At 61.7% G+C, this 13,607-nt stretch carries 15 protein-coding genes; 3 read left to right on the forward strand and 12 right to left on the reverse strand.

Annotation, left to right across the window (positions count from 1 at the left end; translation table 11 throughout):
- The first annotated feature begins 75 nt into the window (after nt 1–75).
- Complete coding sequence (locus tag AC1Q80_RS27950; protein WP_209789905.1) at nt 76–1,062, forward strand: TerC family protein; 987 nt, start codon at nt 76–78, stop codon at nt 1,060–1,062.
- Between the two features lie 105 nt (nt 1,063–1,167).
- On the opposite strand, the gene AC1Q80_RS27955 is transcribed toward AC1Q80_RS27950, so the two are convergent.
- The gene (locus AC1Q80_RS27955) at nt 1,168–1,404 is read right to left on the reverse strand and encodes a DUF6500 family protein (RefSeq protein WP_492362558.1); all 237 of its coding nucleotides are present in this window, start codon (nt 1,402–1,404) and stop codon (nt 1,168–1,170) included.
- A 239-nt stretch (nt 1,405–1,643) separates the two neighbouring features.
- On the opposite strand from AC1Q80_RS27955, the gene AC1Q80_RS27960 reads away from it, so the two are divergent.
- Both AC1Q80_RS27960 and AC1Q80_RS27965 read left to right on the forward strand, forming a co-directional pair.
- Nucleotides 1,644–2,039, forward strand: coding sequence for a MarR family winged helix-turn-helix transcriptional regulator (locus tag AC1Q80_RS27960; protein ID WP_492362559.1), 396 nt, complete (start codon nt 1,644–1,646; stop codon nt 2,037–2,039).
- Between the two features lie 38 nt (nt 2,040–2,077).
- Nucleotides 2,078–3,373 (forward strand): MFS transporter, encoded by a 1,296-nt coding sequence (locus AC1Q80_RS27965; RefSeq protein ID WP_492362560.1) that lies wholly within the window; start codon nt 2,078–2,080, stop codon nt 3,371–3,373.
- A 48-nt stretch (nt 3,374–3,421) separates the two neighbouring features.
- On the opposite strand, the gene AC1Q80_RS27970 is transcribed toward AC1Q80_RS27965, so the two are convergent.
- The 11 genes from AC1Q80_RS27970 to AC1Q80_RS28020 form a co-directional block, all read right to left on the reverse strand.
- Entirely contained in the window at nt 3,422–4,735 is a 1,314-nt protein-coding gene (locus tag AC1Q80_RS27970) for a TRAP transporter large permease (protein ID WP_173421998.1), read from the reverse strand.
- Nucleotides 4,732–5,244 (reverse strand): TRAP transporter small permease, encoded by a 513-nt coding sequence (locus AC1Q80_RS27975; protein WP_492362561.1) that lies wholly within the window; start codon nt 5,242–5,244, stop codon nt 4,732–4,734. Before AC1Q80_RS27975 ends, AC1Q80_RS27970 begins: the two co-directional genes overlap by 4 nt.
- A gap of 160 nt (nt 5,245–5,404) precedes the next feature.
- Nucleotides 5,405–6,382, reverse strand: coding sequence for a C4-dicarboxylate TRAP transporter substrate-binding protein (locus tag AC1Q80_RS27980; RefSeq protein ID WP_492362562.1), 978 nt, complete (start codon nt 6,380–6,382; stop codon nt 5,405–5,407).
- Between the two features lie 234 nt (nt 6,383–6,616).
- The gene (locus tag AC1Q80_RS27985; protein ID WP_492362563.1) at nt 6,617–7,894 is read right to left on the reverse strand and encodes an L-fuconate dehydratase; all 1,278 of its coding nucleotides are present in this window, start codon (nt 7,892–7,894) and stop codon (nt 6,617–6,619) included.
- A gap of 21 nt (nt 7,895–7,915) precedes the next feature.
- A complete protein-coding gene (locus AC1Q80_RS27990; RefSeq protein WP_492362564.1) occupies nt 7,916–8,761 on the reverse strand; it encodes a fumarylacetoacetate hydrolase family protein in 846 nt (281 codons plus the stop codon).
- Between the two features lie 25 nt (nt 8,762–8,786).
- Complete coding sequence (locus AC1Q80_RS27995) at nt 8,787–9,521, reverse strand: SDR family oxidoreductase (RefSeq protein ID WP_173421993.1); 735 nt, start codon at nt 9,519–9,521, stop codon at nt 8,787–8,789.
- A gap of 10 nt (nt 9,522–9,531) precedes the next feature.
- Nucleotides 9,532–9,978 (reverse strand): MaoC/PaaZ C-terminal domain-containing protein, encoded by a 447-nt coding sequence (locus AC1Q80_RS28000; RefSeq protein ID WP_176356103.1) that lies wholly within the window; start codon nt 9,976–9,978, stop codon nt 9,532–9,534.
- A gap of 2 nt (nt 9,979–9,980) precedes the next feature.
- On the reverse strand, nt 9,981–11,060 hold the full coding sequence (locus AC1Q80_RS28005; RefSeq protein ID WP_492362565.1) for a Gfo/Idh/MocA family protein: 1,080 nt from the start codon (nt 11,058–11,060) through the stop codon (nt 9,981–9,983).
- A complete protein-coding gene (locus AC1Q80_RS28010; protein ID WP_173421990.1) occupies nt 11,053–11,382 on the reverse strand; it encodes an L-rhamnose mutarotase in 330 nt (109 codons plus the stop codon). Before AC1Q80_RS28010 ends, AC1Q80_RS28005 begins: the two co-directional genes overlap by 8 nt.
- Nucleotides 11,383–11,393: 11 nt before the next feature.
- Nucleotides 11,394–12,506 carry a mandelate racemase/muconate lactonizing enzyme family protein gene (locus tag AC1Q80_RS28015; protein WP_492362566.1) on the reverse strand — a complete coding sequence of 371 codons (1,113 nt, stop codon included), beginning with the start codon at nt 12,504–12,506 and terminating at the stop codon, nt 11,394–11,396.
- A 1-nt stretch (nt 12,507) separates the two neighbouring features.
- Nucleotides 12,508–13,605 (reverse strand): ABC transporter ATP-binding protein, encoded by a 1,098-nt coding sequence (locus AC1Q80_RS28020; RefSeq protein WP_492362567.1) that lies wholly within the window; start codon nt 13,603–13,605, stop codon nt 12,508–12,510.
- Between the last annotated feature and the right edge of the window lie 2 nt (nt 13,606–13,607).

The following is a 13,607-nucleotide window of genomic DNA, read 5'->3' on the forward strand; positions in this document are numbered from 1 at the left end:
CCCTCTGGCGAGAGCTTCCGGCGCTCTTGCGATGTCGGACCTTATCCGACATCTGCGCCGGCGGAGCTTTATTCCGTGGATACTTCCTTTCTGTTTATCGAATGGCTGAGCAAGCCAATCTGGATGTGGCTCAGCTTCATCACGCTGGTCATCGCCATCCTCTCCTTTGATCTTGGTGTCCTGCATAAGGAAAACAAGGAAATCGAAGTCGGCGAGAGCATCAAGCTCTCGGCTCTCTACATTTCGCTCGGCCTCGCCTTCGGCGGCTGGGTCTGGTGGTATCTGGGCGCAGATGCCGGCCTTGCCTACATGACCGGCTTCGTCGTCGAAAAGACGCTGGCACTCGACAACGTCTTCGTCATCGCCCTGATCTTCTCATTCTTTGCCGTACCCCGACTCTATCAGCACCGGGTGCTTTTCTGGGGCATCCTCGGCGTCATCGTCCTGCGCGCCATCATGATCGGTGTGGGCGCGACGCTTGTCGCTGAATTCTCGTGGCTGCTCTATATCTTCGCTGCTTTCCTTGTCGTGACCGGCCTGAAGATGCTGTTCATGAAGGAGGCCGACCCGGACATTTCCAACAATGCGCTGGTGCGTTTCATGCGCAACCGCTTCAACGTGACGGAAGGCCACCATGGCGAGCACTTCTTCGTCAAGCAGGCCGACCCGAAGACCGGCAAGCTGGTCTGGTTCATCACGCCCCTGTTCATGGCGCTGGTGCTGATCGAAGTCGCTGACGTGATCTTCGCCGTCGACTCGGTGCCTGCGATCTTCGCTATCACCACCGACCCGTTCCTCGTCTACACCTCGAACATCTTCGCTATCCTCGGCCTGCGTGCGCTCTATTTCGCACTGGCTGCGATGATCCACCGCTTCCGATACCTGAAACCGGCTCTCGCCGTGGTCCTGATCTTCATCGGTTCGAAGGTCTTCGTTGCCGACCTCCTTGGCCTCGAAAAGTTCCCGGCGGCGTTCTCGCTCGGAATCACCTTCGCGATTATCGCGAGCGGCGTGATCTGGAGCCTGGTCAAGACGCGCGGGGAACCGGTTCCTGCCGAGTAACACCCGGCGACGATTACGCCGGGAGGCTGCCCGAGAGGGCAGCCGATCCCTTCCACCGACAATCAATAGACCGCGGGTGCTTGAAAATGCGCCCGCGGTTCGCGTTTATGGCTGCTCTGCCTCGTCGCCCTGCGCAACAACCAACGCGCGGATCTTCGTCGCCTTCTCGAAATGGTCGAGCCTATGGGTCCTGATCCACCATTCGGCCGCTTCCATCAGGAGCTCCGGATCATCGTTCCTGTTTGCGAAGAAGGCATAGAACGAAACACCGACGCCAGGTCCCTTTTGCGCGATCTTCCGATCGCAGATCTCTATGATTTTCCGTTGCAAGGCAGCTCTCACGTCCAGCTCCGATCGGTTTTCTGATAGCCTCACGCCCGGCCTCGCCTTCGGCCAGGCTCGATGGGCGAGGCTCTCCCCCGCAAGGGATTAGCCACACCCTGCTGGACGGTACAATCCTTGACAGACCAAGCGGCTGACTATTGCTCGGCTGCTTTGATTGCGGAAACGCTGTCGGCGGGATTCCCCCTGCCCCACGTGCCGATCTTGACGTCGATGCTTAACGTGTATATACACGCATTATGGCACATTGTTATTGCATCCTCCTGCGCAAGGCTTCCAGGCGAGTAACGTCGCTCTATGACGAAGCGCTCGCGCCCATTGGCGTCAATCTGGCGCAGTTCAGCCTGCTCCGAAATATCCAGCGGGCGGAGCCCATTTCGCTGACGGATCTGGGACACCGGACAGAGCTCGACCGTTCGACGGTCAGTCGAAACGTCAAGGTTCTGGAAAAGATGGAGCTGGTCGCGATGACGAACGGCCAGGATCAACGCGAATCGGCTGTCCAACTGTCCGACAAGGGGCGGCAGGTGCTTACAGACGGCGCCCCACTCTGGGACAGCGTTCAGACGGAAATAGAGGCCAAGCTCGGCAATGAAGCTTCCGCGCAACTGACGGCCTTGCTGCAGGCTCTCTGACTCAATCAACACAATCGATCCACGGAAGGAAATGGCCGATGTTCGGACCGGTGCTTGCGCGCTATCTCGCCAGACGCGAAATCCATTATGGCTGGGCTGTTGCGGTCGTCACGTTCCTTGTCATGCTGGCGACCGCCGGCGCGATGGGGTCCGCCGGCGTCCTGATCAAGCCGCTTGAAACCGAATTCGGCTGGTCGAATGCCGAGATCTCGTTTGCGCTTGCCATCCGCCTCGTTCTTTTCGGCCTGCTCGGGCCGTTCGCAGCCGCTTTCATGAACCACTTCGGCGTGAGAAAGGTCGTCTCCTCGGCGCTCATTCTGATCATCAGCGGCATCGTCGCATCGTTCTTCATGACTGAGTTGTGGCAGATGGTCGCCCTTTGGGGTGTGGTTCTGGGCGTAGGCACGGGCATGACCGCCCTGGTGCTCGGCGCCACCATTGCCACCCGCTGGTTCGACAAGCGGCGTGGCCTCGTCATCGGCCTGATGACGGCCAGCAATGCCACCGGGCAATTGGTGTTCCTGCCGCTGCTTGCCTCTCTCACCGAGGCGATTGGCTGGCGCACGGCGCTGACGGTCGTCATCGCGGTCCTCACCTTCGCCTTCATCCTTGTGCTGCTTTTCATGCAGGATCGGCCCGCGGACGTCGGTCTCGCACCCTACGGCGGCCGCGCAATTGTCCCCGCCCCGGCACAAAAGCAGAGTTTCGGAGCCCTGTTGCTTTCGCCGTTGAAGGCGCTGCGCGATGCCGCCCGGACCAACACGTTCTGGGTGCTGTTTGCCACCTTCTTCGTCTGCGGCTTCAGCACCAATGGCCTGATCCAGATGCATTGGGTGTCTATCTGCGGCGACGTCGGTATCGCCGCCGTCAGCGCGGCCGGTTTGCTGGCCCTGATCGGCGTCTTCGACCTCGTCGGCACGGTTTTCTCCGGCTGGCTTTCGGACCGTTACGACAATCGCTGGCTGCTTTTCTGGTTCTACGGGCTTCGCGGCTTGTCGCTGCTGTTCCTGCCGTTCAGTGGCTTCAACTTCTATACGCTCTCGATCTTCGCCATCTTCTATGGCCTCGACTGGGTGGCGACTGTGCCACCGACCGTGAAGCTTTCAGCGGAGCGTTTTGGCGCAGAACGGGCGGCCCTGGTGTTCGGCTGGGTATTTACCGGACACCAACTCGGCGCTGCGAGTGCCGCGTTCCTCGCAGGCGCCAGCCGCACTTCGCTTGAAACCTATACACCGGCGCTGATCGCTGCCGGAATACTGTGCATGGTGGCCGCACTTCTGGTGCTGACCATTGCCAAGCGCGTACCGGCAACCCTGGTGCCGCAGGCGGCATAACGAGCTTGTCCTTGCCGGCCGCGGCTTCAAGCCGCGGCCGGCAATCGCCTATTGAACGGCCGTCGTCCCGTAGACGAGGTTCGGCAGCCAAAGCGAAATCTGAGGGAACATGCTGAGTAGCACGAGCAGTACCATCATCATTCCGAGATACGGCAGCACTTCGCGCGCATAGGCCATCATCGGGACCTTCAGCACCATCGACGAAATGTACATCAGGCCACCGACCGGCGGCGTGATGCCGGCAATCGTCAGGTTGGTGATGAAGACGACACCGAAATGCACGCGGTCGATGCCGACGCCATCGATGATCGGGATCAGCATCGGGGTCAGGATGATCAGCGCCGCCGATCCCTCGATCGCCGTGCCGATGACGATCAGGAGCAGGTTGATCAACAACAGCATCAGCAGCGGATTGTCCGTCGCAGCACCAAGCCAGCCGGACATCGCCTGCGGCACCTGTTCCCAGGCGAGGTAGAAACCGAAGGCGGCCGCAGCACAGATCATGATCATGACGACGGCGGAATCGCGCACCGACTCAGCAAGCACTTCCGGAATTTGCCGGATGGTGAACTCGCGATAGCCGAAGACGGCGACGAACAGCACATAGACAACGACGACCGCACCGGCTTCCGTAGTGGTGAACAGGCCGTAGCGGGTACCGACGAAGATGACCACAGGAATGGACAGTGCCCAGAGGCCATCGACGAGCGCCTTCATCGCTTCGGCGCGCGTGGCCCGCTCCTTGCGCAATGGCTTGTAACCACGCTTCTTGGCAATGAAGTAGGTGGTGATCATCAGACCGCCGGCAAGCACGAGGCCAGGCACGACGCCGGCGGCAAACAGCCGACCGATCGAGGTTTCGGCGAGGAAGCCATAGACGATCAGGCCGATCGACGGCGGGATCAGGCTGGTGATGATGGCGGCCGAAGAGGTGATGACCGCAGCGAAAGCACGGCTGTATCCCCTCTCCGACATCTCGACGCCGAGCGTTTTGGCCAGCATCGCCGCATCGGCATTGGCCGACGCCGTCAGGCCGCCAAGCAGCGTGCCGAGAACCGTGCACATCTGGGCAAGCGCCCCGGTCATGTGGCCGACAAGCACGTCGGCGAGATTGAGCAGCCGGCGGGTGATGCCCGAGGCGTTCATGATGCAGCCGGCGAGCACGAACAGCGGCAGAGCCAGCAGTGACACGGACTGGCTGCCTTCGGCCATTTCCTGGGCGAAATTGGCGAGCGGGATCATATCCATGTTGATGAGGAAGAAGGCCAATGCACCGATCGCCATCGCCCATGTGATCGGGGTCGACAACAGGAAGAGCACGACGACGAGCAGGGAAGGTCCTGCAAGATGAAAGAAGGTCATATCAGCGATTCCACGTTGCGGTGCACGCGGCCGGTCCACGGCCTCTCGACGATCAGGTGCTGGATGAACATGCCGGCGGATGCCAAGGCGAGCGGGCCATAGGAGAGGCTGCGCGACAGGTCGAGTGCAATGGTGTGAACCTGACGAGACGTCCAGGCCTGCCAGGCAAACAGCGCCGCCATCACCAGGAAGAACACGGCAAGCAGCAGGTAGTTGAACCAGGCAATCGCCTTCTGCCAGGTGTCCGGCAAGGCCGTGACCAGCACATCGATCGCTGCATGAGTGCCGAGCCGAACGCCGGCAACGGCGCCGAAGAAGACGAGATAGGCAAAGGCCATGATCGCCAGTTCATAGGTCCAGGCTGCCGGCTGCGGGAAGATGTAGCGGCTGACGACGCCCCAGAGGATGGAGAAGACGATGACGATGAGGGCGACGACACCGATCGCCTCGTCGGCACGGCGAAGGCTGAGAAGAGGAATGGTCTCTTCCTGTGGGTGTGAGGTTTCCATTGAGGCCTCGGTCATTTGAAGAGAGAGGGGCGGGTGGCGTCGCGCGCCACCCATTTTCGGCTGGTGTTGCCGGTCTCACATGGTCTGTGAGATTAACTGCCGATGAAGTATCGGCGTTCGCGTCGACGCCAGACTGGCAGCAGAGGGCGAGTTGCCCGCCTTACTCGACCATCGCCTTCTGGACGCGATCGTAGATCCCCGGCGTGATGTTCGGGACCTTGTCATAGGCCACACGCGATGCCTCGACGAAGGCAGGCACATCGACGTCGGTGACGATCTCGACGCCGGAATCGGCCAACTGCTTGGCATAGGCATCGTCGGTTTCGAGCGTCATCGCCGTCAGTTCCTTGGCGATCGTCTGGCCTTCTTCAAGCAGGATTTTCTGCAGATCTTCCGGCAGGCTGTTGAAGAACTGGCTCGATGCGACCCAGGCGGTGAACATGATCTGGTGGCCGGTCTTCGACACCACCTTGCGGGTCTCGTTGAGCTTCGCGCCGGCGATCGAGCCGAATGGGCCTTCTGCAGCATCGACGACGCCCGTCTGCAGCGCATTGTAGACGTCACCCCAGGGCAGTTCCGTCGGGCGCGCGCCGTAGCTGCCGAAGGTTGCCATCATGATCGGCGAGGACGGCACGCGGATGGTCACGCCGGCCAGATCAGTGGGGTTGCGAACGGGCTTGTTGGAGATGATATGGCGATAGCCGAAGAGGCCGTTCGGCATGATGATCTTGATGCCCTGCGCCTCGAGCTTGCCGGACAGCTCCTTGTAAAGATCCGAGGCGAACAGCCGATCCGTGGCCTCGAGGCTCGGATAGACGTAGGGGCCGGCCAGGATCGACATGTCGGGCACGAACTGGCCTAGCTGGCCGTAGTCGGTGGCGCTGAGCAGGCTGGCGCCGCTCATCACCATCTCGTTGACCTTTTTCTGCGCGCCGAGCTGGTCGCCGGTCATCACGGTGATGGCGATGCGTCCCTCGGAGCGCTTCTCGACCCGCTCGGAGAAGGTCTTCATCGCTTTCACGATCGGTTCGTTGGGATTCACCTGCGAGGTCGAGAACCGCAGGCTGTATTCCTGCGCATTGGCGCCACCGCAATAGGACAGAGCGGCCATGGCAGCCGCGAGCACGAACTTTTTCATTGGATCCTCCTCATCCGGACTCCCCTCCGGAATTCATTCATAAGCGAATGAATAAGTTATTTACGAATGAGTCTCGAGCGTCAAGTGGAATGTCTCGATGTCGTCCGCATCTCGCGCGCTGTGCTTTGACAAAAGAGCCCAGGAATGAAGAAAGCCGTCGCGGAGATCCGCGACGGCTTCAACCAACAAACCTGAATTCACAACTTATATATGAATATCTTGCCTATAGAGCAGTTAGCTCTGGAAGGTGTAGTCCTTGATTGACTGCGGCTTCATCTCGATCGAGAAGCCGGGGCGCTCAGGCGGCATGTAGGCGGCATTGCGGATGTCGCAGGGCTCAAGGAAGTGTTCGTGCAGATGGTCGACATATTCGATCACTCGACCCTCCTTGGTCCCCGACACGGCGATGTAGTCGATCATCGACAGGTGCTGGACATATTCGCAGAGACCCACCCCGCCGGCGTGCGGCCACACCGGAAGCTCGTACTTCGCCGCCACCAGCAGCACCGCAAGCACCTCGTTCAGGCCACCCATGCGGCAGGAATCGATCTGCACGACGTCGATCGCGCCTTCGGCAATGAACTGCTTGAACATGATGCGGTTCTGGCACATCTCGCCGGTCGCGACCTTCACCGGGCCGATCGCCTCGCGGATCTTGCGGTGGCCGGCGACGTCGTCGGGGCTCGTCGGCTCCTCGATGAAGAACGGCTTGGCGAAGGCCAGTCGCTTGACCCAGTCGATCGCCTCACCGACCTCCCAGACCTGGTTGGCATCAATCATCAGATAGCGGTCCGGGCCGATGACTTCCCGCGCGATGGTCAGGCGCCGGATGTCGTCGGCCAGATCGCGTCCGACCTTCATCTTGACGTGATTGAAGCCTTGGTCGATGGCCTCCTGCGCCAGTCGGCGCAGCTTGTCGTCGTCATAGCCGAGCCAGCCGGCCGATGTCGTATAGCAGGCGTAGCCTTCGCGCTTCAGCGTCGCGATCCGCTCCGCCTTGCCGGCCTCGGCCCGCTTGAGGATGGCCACGGCTTCGTCGCGGGTCAGCACATCCGTCATGTATCGATAGTCGACGATGTCGGCGATCTCTTCCGGCGACATGTCGGCAACCAGTTGCCAGACCGGCTTGCCGGCTTTCTTCGCAAGCAGATCCCAGATCGCGTTGACGATGGCGCCGGTCGCGAGATGGATGGCGCCCTTCTCCGGGCCGATCCAGCGCAGTTGGCTGTCGCTGGTCAGGTGTCGCCAGAACCGGCCGGGATTGGCGAGGATCTCCGCCGTCTCCTTGCCGACGACCAGGTGCTGCATGGCCTTGATCGCCATGCAGCAGATGTCGTTGCCCCGCCCGATCGTGAACGTCAGGCCATGGCCCTCCAATCCGGGCTGATCAGTGTCGAGGATGACATACGCCGCGGAATAATCGGGATCCGGGTTCATGGCATCGGAACCGTCAAGGCTCTGCGATGTGGGAAAGCGCAGATCGAAGACGCGCAGATCGGTGATGCGGGTCATGTTTGCTCCAATGTGTATAAATCAGTCGTCCGCGCGCACGGACTGCTTCTGGGTGCCGAGGCCTTCGATGCCGAGTTCGACGACGTCGCCGGCCTTGAGGTAACGCGGCGGCTTCATGCCCATGCCGACGCCAGGCGGCGTGCCGGTCGAGATGATGTCGCCCGGCTGCAGCGACATGAACTGCGACAGGTAGGACACGAGATAGGCGACGCCATAGACCATGGTCTTGGACGAACCGTTCTGCATCGTCTCGCCGTTGACCTTCAGCCACATCGGCAGATCTTGAGGATCCGGAATTTCTTCCTTGGTGACCAGCCACGGGCCGGTCGGACCAAACGTGTCGCAGGACTTGCCCTTGGTCCACTGTCCCTGGCGCTCGATCTGGAACGCACGCTCCGACACGTCGTGGATCGTGCAATAGCCGGCGACATAGTCAAGCGCTTCGGCTTCGCTGACATACTTCGCCTTGCGGCCGATGACGATGCCGAGTTCGACTTCCCAGTCGGTCTTCTCCGAGCCGCGCGGAATGACGAGATCGTCGTTCGGGCCGACGATGGCCGACGTCGCCTTCATGAAGATGATCGGCTCGGACGGAACGGTCGCGCCGGTTTCGGCGGCATGGTCCGAATAGTTGAGGCCGATGCAGATGAACTTGCCGGTGCCGCTGACGCAGGGGCCAAGGCGCGGACTGCCGCCGACGGCCGGGAGGCTGGCGAGATCAAGCTTGGCAAGCTCCGCCAGTTTGGCGGGGTCCAGAGCTGCGCCCGAGAAATCGGCAACATGACCCGAGAGATCGCGCAGCGTGCCGCCGGCGTCGAGGATGCCCGGCTTTTCCTGTCCCGGTGCGCCATAACGAAGAAGTTTCATGATGTTTTATCCCTGATGTGAGTGCTCAGATGGTCCAGCCGCCATCGATGGCATAGGCCTGCCCGGAGGTATAGGTAGCGCCCGCGAGGTAGAGCGCGAGATCGGCGATCTCTTCCGGTGTGCCGATCCGGCCCATCGGCTGGCGGGCGATGAAGGCGGCACGCGCCGTGTCGTAATCGCCCTGCGCCCGCATGCGATCCTGCAGCGACGGGCTTTCGACCGTACCGGGGCAAATCGCGTTGCAGCGGATGCCGTCAGCGACATAGTCGGCGGCGACGGATTTCGTGAGCCCGATGACGGCCGCCTTGGTCACGCCATAGGCAAAGCGGTTCGGCACGCCCTTGATGCTCGAGGCGACGGAAGCCATGTTGATGATCGAGCCGTCCTTGCGCGAAAGCATGCCCGGCAGCACGGCGCGAATGGTGCGGATCATCGCCTTGACGTTGAGGTCGAAGGCGAATTCGAGATCGCTATCCTTCATGTCGAGGATAGAGCCGGCATGCACGAAACCGGCGCAATTGAAGAGCACGTCGACCTGGCCGATCTTGGCAACCAGCGCCTCGACGGCGCCGGCATCGAGCACGTCGAGCCGATGGGTCTCGACAGCGGCTTCTGCGGCCAGTGCCGCGAGTGCTTCGACGTTGATATCGGTGGCATGCACCTTCGCACCCGCCTTGGCAAAGGCAAGCGCGGTGGCGCGGCCGATGCCCTGGGCAGCGGCAGTGATAAGGACGACCTTACCGGAAAGACCCGTTGTCATTGTTGACCCCTCATGCTTTGCGTTCGACGACCAGGATATGGTCGGCAGCAAGGACGACCTCGCCACGCTGGTTGATAACTTCGCACCGTTCGACCACACGCCCCGCCTTCGGCCGCTTGGGATCGTCCTCCTTGGCGGAGATCGTCACGCGGGTGCGGATGGTGTCGCCGATATGAACCGGACGCACGAACCGTAACCGATCGTAGCCATAAGAAAAGGCGACCGGATTGATCAGCGACGCGGTCAAGCCGACGCCGATCGAAAAGATCATGGTGCCATGGGCGATCCGCTGCCCGCCGGGCAGGGTCTTTGCGAACTCCGCATCCATGTGGTGCGGGAAGAAATCGCCGGTGTGTCCGGCATGCACGACAAAGTCGGTCTCGGTGATCGTCCGTCCCGTGGTCAGCCTGACATGGCCGAGTTCATAGTCTTCGAAATGGATCGTCTGTTCTGACATCGTCACCGTCCGGGAAGTGGCGCGATTGGCGTTGCGGGCCGCGCGCTCGATTGGTAGGCCGCCTCGACCAGCGCCATCGTCTGCCAGGCGTCGTCGACGGAGCCGATCAACTCGACATCCTCGCCGCTGACGAAGCGCTGCAGGTTGGCCATGCGATTGCCGAAAGCGTCCGGGAACCAGGCGCCCTGAAGCGGCACTTCCGCCCATTCGCTCTCGCCGGCCGGCCGGATCCAGAGTTCGTCTGGTTCGCCACGCGGGTAGTCTAGATTGACGCCGAGCTTCACATAGGCGGCACCTTCGGCTCCCGAGATGCGGAACTCGCAAGCCTGAAACTTTCGGCCGAAGTCATGGTCGTGATTGACCGACAGCACGCAGCGCACACTGTCGCCGTAGTCGAGGATTGCGGCTGTGCGGGTCTGCGCCACGTCGTGGTTCGGATGGCCGATCGTCCTGGCGTGCACGCCCAGGGGATTGCCGAGCAGCCCGCGGATCAGGTCGAGATAATGGATCGAGTGCATCGCGATCTCGATACGCGGCAGGCCTTTCAGGAACGGCCATAGACCCCACGGCGTAGCGAGCGCCAGCCATGCATCGAAATCGACGACCTTTCCGAGATACCCCTTCGCAATCGCATCGCGCAGCGCCAGCATCATCGGCGCGAAGCGCAACTGGAAATTGACTGCCGCCTTCAACTGCCGGTCTCGGCAGATGTTGAGGATCTCCGTCGCGGCAGCGAGATCGCCGCCCATCGGTTTCTGGATCAAGGCGCCAGCGCCGATCGGCAGCTTCGACAGGATTGCCGCGTGCGCTGCAGGCGGGGTCGCCAGATCGAAGATTGCACCGGGGATCGCCAGCGCTTCGACCTCGGTCGCAAATGCCGGAATGCCCCAGGTGGTTGCCAGCTTTTCCGCCTTTTCGGCATCCGGATCGAAGATGCCGGCGACGGGAAAACCGGCCTTGCGATAGGCGGGGAGATGGGCGTCGCCGACGATGCTGCCGGCGCCGAAAATGACGATCGGACGCGGCTTTTCAGGCTTCGGCCAGGATTGTTGCAGTCTTTTCGGATCGAATTGCTCAGTCATGATGGAAAACTTCGTCCATCATCGCCCACCACTCACCGTCCTTGCGCGTCTCGAGCGGCTTCTGGCAGGGCATGCAGACCGACCACCACTCCTGGTTTTTCGGATGCGCGGCCATCTTCGCCATATCGGCTGCGAAATCCTCGCCGACATACTCCCAGTAGCCGAACAGCAGGTTTTCCGGCTCCTTGAGGAAGATCGAGTAATTCGTGACATTGCATTCGGAGATCAGCGCCAGGATCTCCGGCCAGACGGCGGCATGCAGTGCCTTGTACTCGGCGATCTTTTCAGGCTGAAGCCCGATCACCATTCCCATCCGTTCCATGGCGATCTCCCCTACTTCGCAAATTCCCGGGTGAACTCGTCGATCGAGCGCGCCTTCACCGCATCCCAGTCCCAGGCGATGCCGATCCCGGCTTCCGACGGCGCGATGGCACGACCGGCGCGGATTTCCATGCCCTTCTCCGTCAACTCGTCGAGCTGAGGAATGTATTCGACATATTTGCCGTTCGGCACGGCACAGACGAGGCTGACATGCAGTTCCATCAGGAAGTGCGGGCAGACCGGGATGTCGAAAGCTTCGGCCGCATGTGCGACCTTCAGCCATGGGGTGATGCCGCCGATGCGGGCAACGTCGACCTGGACGATCGAGCAGGCGCCCTTCTGCATGTATTCGCGGAAATGCCGGATCGAATACATGGATTCGCCGACGGCGATCGGCGTTGGGGTCGAGCGCGTCAGGCGGATATGGCCATCGAGATCATCGGCCGGCAGCGGCTCCTCGATCCAGGCGAGATCCAGTTCCTGCAGCCGCGCTGCCCGGCGGATCGCCTCGTCGACGGTGAAGCCTTGGTTGCAGTCGGTCATGATCTCGAAGCCGTCGCCGAGCGCCTTGCGCATCGCTGACAGGCGATCATAGTCCTCGGAGCCGTGTGGCTTGCCGATCTTGACCTTGGAGCCGGAAAAGCCCTTGGCCTTGGCCTGGAGGGCGTCCTCGACGAGCGCTTCCTTCTCGATATGCAGCCAACCGCCCTCGGTGGTGTAAAGCGGGCAATTGTCCTTGGCGCCGCCGGCAAGCTTCCAGAGCGGCAGGTTCTGCTTTTTGGCACGCAGGTCCCAGAGCGCGACGTCGATAGCGGCAAGCGCCAGCGCCGTGATCGGGCCGATGGTGGTGGCGTGGGTGGCAAACTCCATCTTGTGCCAGATGGCCTCGATGCAATCGGCATCCTCGCCGATCAGGATCGGAACGAGGTGGTCGGAGAGCAAGCGCATGACGGAGGATCCGCCGGTGCCGATCGTGTAGCTGTAGCCGGTTCCCGTCGCGCCGTCGGAATCGGTGATCGTGACGATCGGCGTCTCCTGGCTGACAAAGCTCTGGATCGCGTCAGTCCGCTTCACCTTCGGCTGCAGATCGACCATGCGCAGTTCAATTTTCTCGATCCTTGCCATGTCAGCCTTCCAGAGCCTTTCCTGTGTCGATGTCGAAGAGATGGGCGCGGGAGAGATCGAAGCTCATGCGCACGCTCTCGCCGGAACGCAGCGGGCGCGGATTGAGCATGCGCGAAACCCAGTCGCGGCCATTGAACTGAATGAACACCAGCGTCTCGTTGCCGAGCGGCTCGGTGATAGTGACAGGTAGATCGACCTCGTGCACGGCCGAGGCATCACCGGCGTGAAGGCCGTGGCCCGTCGGGTAGATATCGTCAGGGCGCAGGCCGAACGTCACCTTCTGACCGGCACGAAGAGCACCGGCAAACCGTGGCGGGACTGGCAGCCGGACGCCGCTTGCAAACACCAGTTGGCCATTGTCGACGATGGCCTCGTCCATGTTCATCGGCGGCGAGCCGATGAAGCCGGCAACGAACTTCGTCGAAGGCTTCTGGAACACTTCTTCCGGCGTTCCGACCTGCTCGATATGGCCGTCGCGCATGATGACGATGCGGTCGGATAGCGTCATCGCCTCGACCTGGTCATGCGTCACATAGATCATCGTCGCCCGCATGCGGGCATGAAGCTTCTTGATTTCGGTGCGCACCTGGGTGCGCAGCTTGGCGTCGAGGTTCGAGAGCGGCTCGTCGAACAGGAAGACGTCCGGCTGGCGCACGATCGCGCGGCCCATTGCCACGCGCTGGCGCTGGCCACCGGAGAGCTGCGACGGGCGGCGCTCCAGGAGATGGCCGAGATCGAGGATCGCAGCGGCCTCGTCAACGCGCGCCTTGATGTCTTCGGCGGAGCGGCCCGCTATCTTCAGCGAGAAGCCCATGTTCTCGGCAACAGTCATATGCGGATAGAGCGCATAGGACTGGAACACCATAGAGATGTTGCGCGCGCGCGGCGGCAGGTCGTTGACCGCGCGGCCGCCGATCTCGATGGCGCCGCCGCTGACGTCTTCGAGACCGGCGATCATGCGCAGCGTCGTCGATTTGCCGCAGCCGGACGGGCCGACCAGCGCGATGAACTCGCGGTCCTTCACCTCGAGATCGATGCCGTGAACGACTTCGAGCGCGCCATAGCGTTTGACAAGTTTCCTGAGGGTGACAGGAGCCATGA

This window comes from Ensifer sp. GW823-FHT05D09, assembly GCF_058795755.1.

Coding starts and splice junctions, on each gene's coding strand:
- AC1Q80_RS27960 (WP_492362559.1), top strand. CDS start 1,644: ATGGCACATTGTTATTGCATCCTCCTGCGCAAGGCTTCCAGGCGAGTA.
- AC1Q80_RS27965 (WP_492362560.1), top strand. CDS start 2,078: ATGTTCGGACCGGTGCTTGCGCGCTATCTCGCCAGACGCGAAATCCAT.
- AC1Q80_RS27970 (WP_173421998.1), bottom strand. CDS start 4,735: ATGACCTTCTTTCATCTTGCAGGACCTTCCCTGCTCGTCGTCGTGCTC.
- AC1Q80_RS27975 (WP_492362561.1), bottom strand. CDS start 5,244: ATGGAAACCTCACACCCACAGGAAGAGACCATTCCTCTTCTCAGCCTT.
- AC1Q80_RS27980 (WP_492362562.1), bottom strand. CDS start 6,382: ATGAAAAAGTTCGTGCTCGCGGCTGCCATGGCCGCTCTGTCCTATTGC.
- AC1Q80_RS27985 (WP_492362563.1), bottom strand. CDS start 7,894: ATGACCCGCATCACCGATCTGCGCGTCTTCGATCTGCGCTTTCCCACA.
- AC1Q80_RS27990 (WP_492362564.1), bottom strand. CDS start 8,761: ATGAAACTTCTTCGTTATGGCGCACCGGGACAGGAAAAGCCGGGCATC.
- AC1Q80_RS27995 (WP_173421993.1), bottom strand. CDS start 9,521: ATGACAACGGGTCTTTCCGGTAAGGTCGTCCTTATCACTGCCGCTGCC.
- AC1Q80_RS28000 (WP_176356103.1), bottom strand. CDS start 9,978: ATGTCAGAACAGACGATCCATTTCGAAGACTATGAACTCGGCCATGTC.
- AC1Q80_RS28005 (WP_492362565.1), bottom strand. CDS start 11,060: ATGACTGAGCAATTCGATCCGAAAAGACTGCAACAATCCTGGCCGAAG.
- AC1Q80_RS28010 (WP_173421990.1), bottom strand. CDS start 11,382: ATGGAACGGATGGGAATGGTGATCGGGCTTCAGCCTGAAAAGATCGCC.
- AC1Q80_RS28015 (WP_492362566.1), bottom strand. CDS start 12,506: ATGGCAAGGATCGAGAAAATTGAACTGCGCATGGTCGATCTGCAGCCG.
- AC1Q80_RS28020 (WP_492362567.1), bottom strand. CDS start 13,605: ATGGCTCCTGTCACCCTCAGGAAACTTGTCAAACGCTATGGCGCGCTC.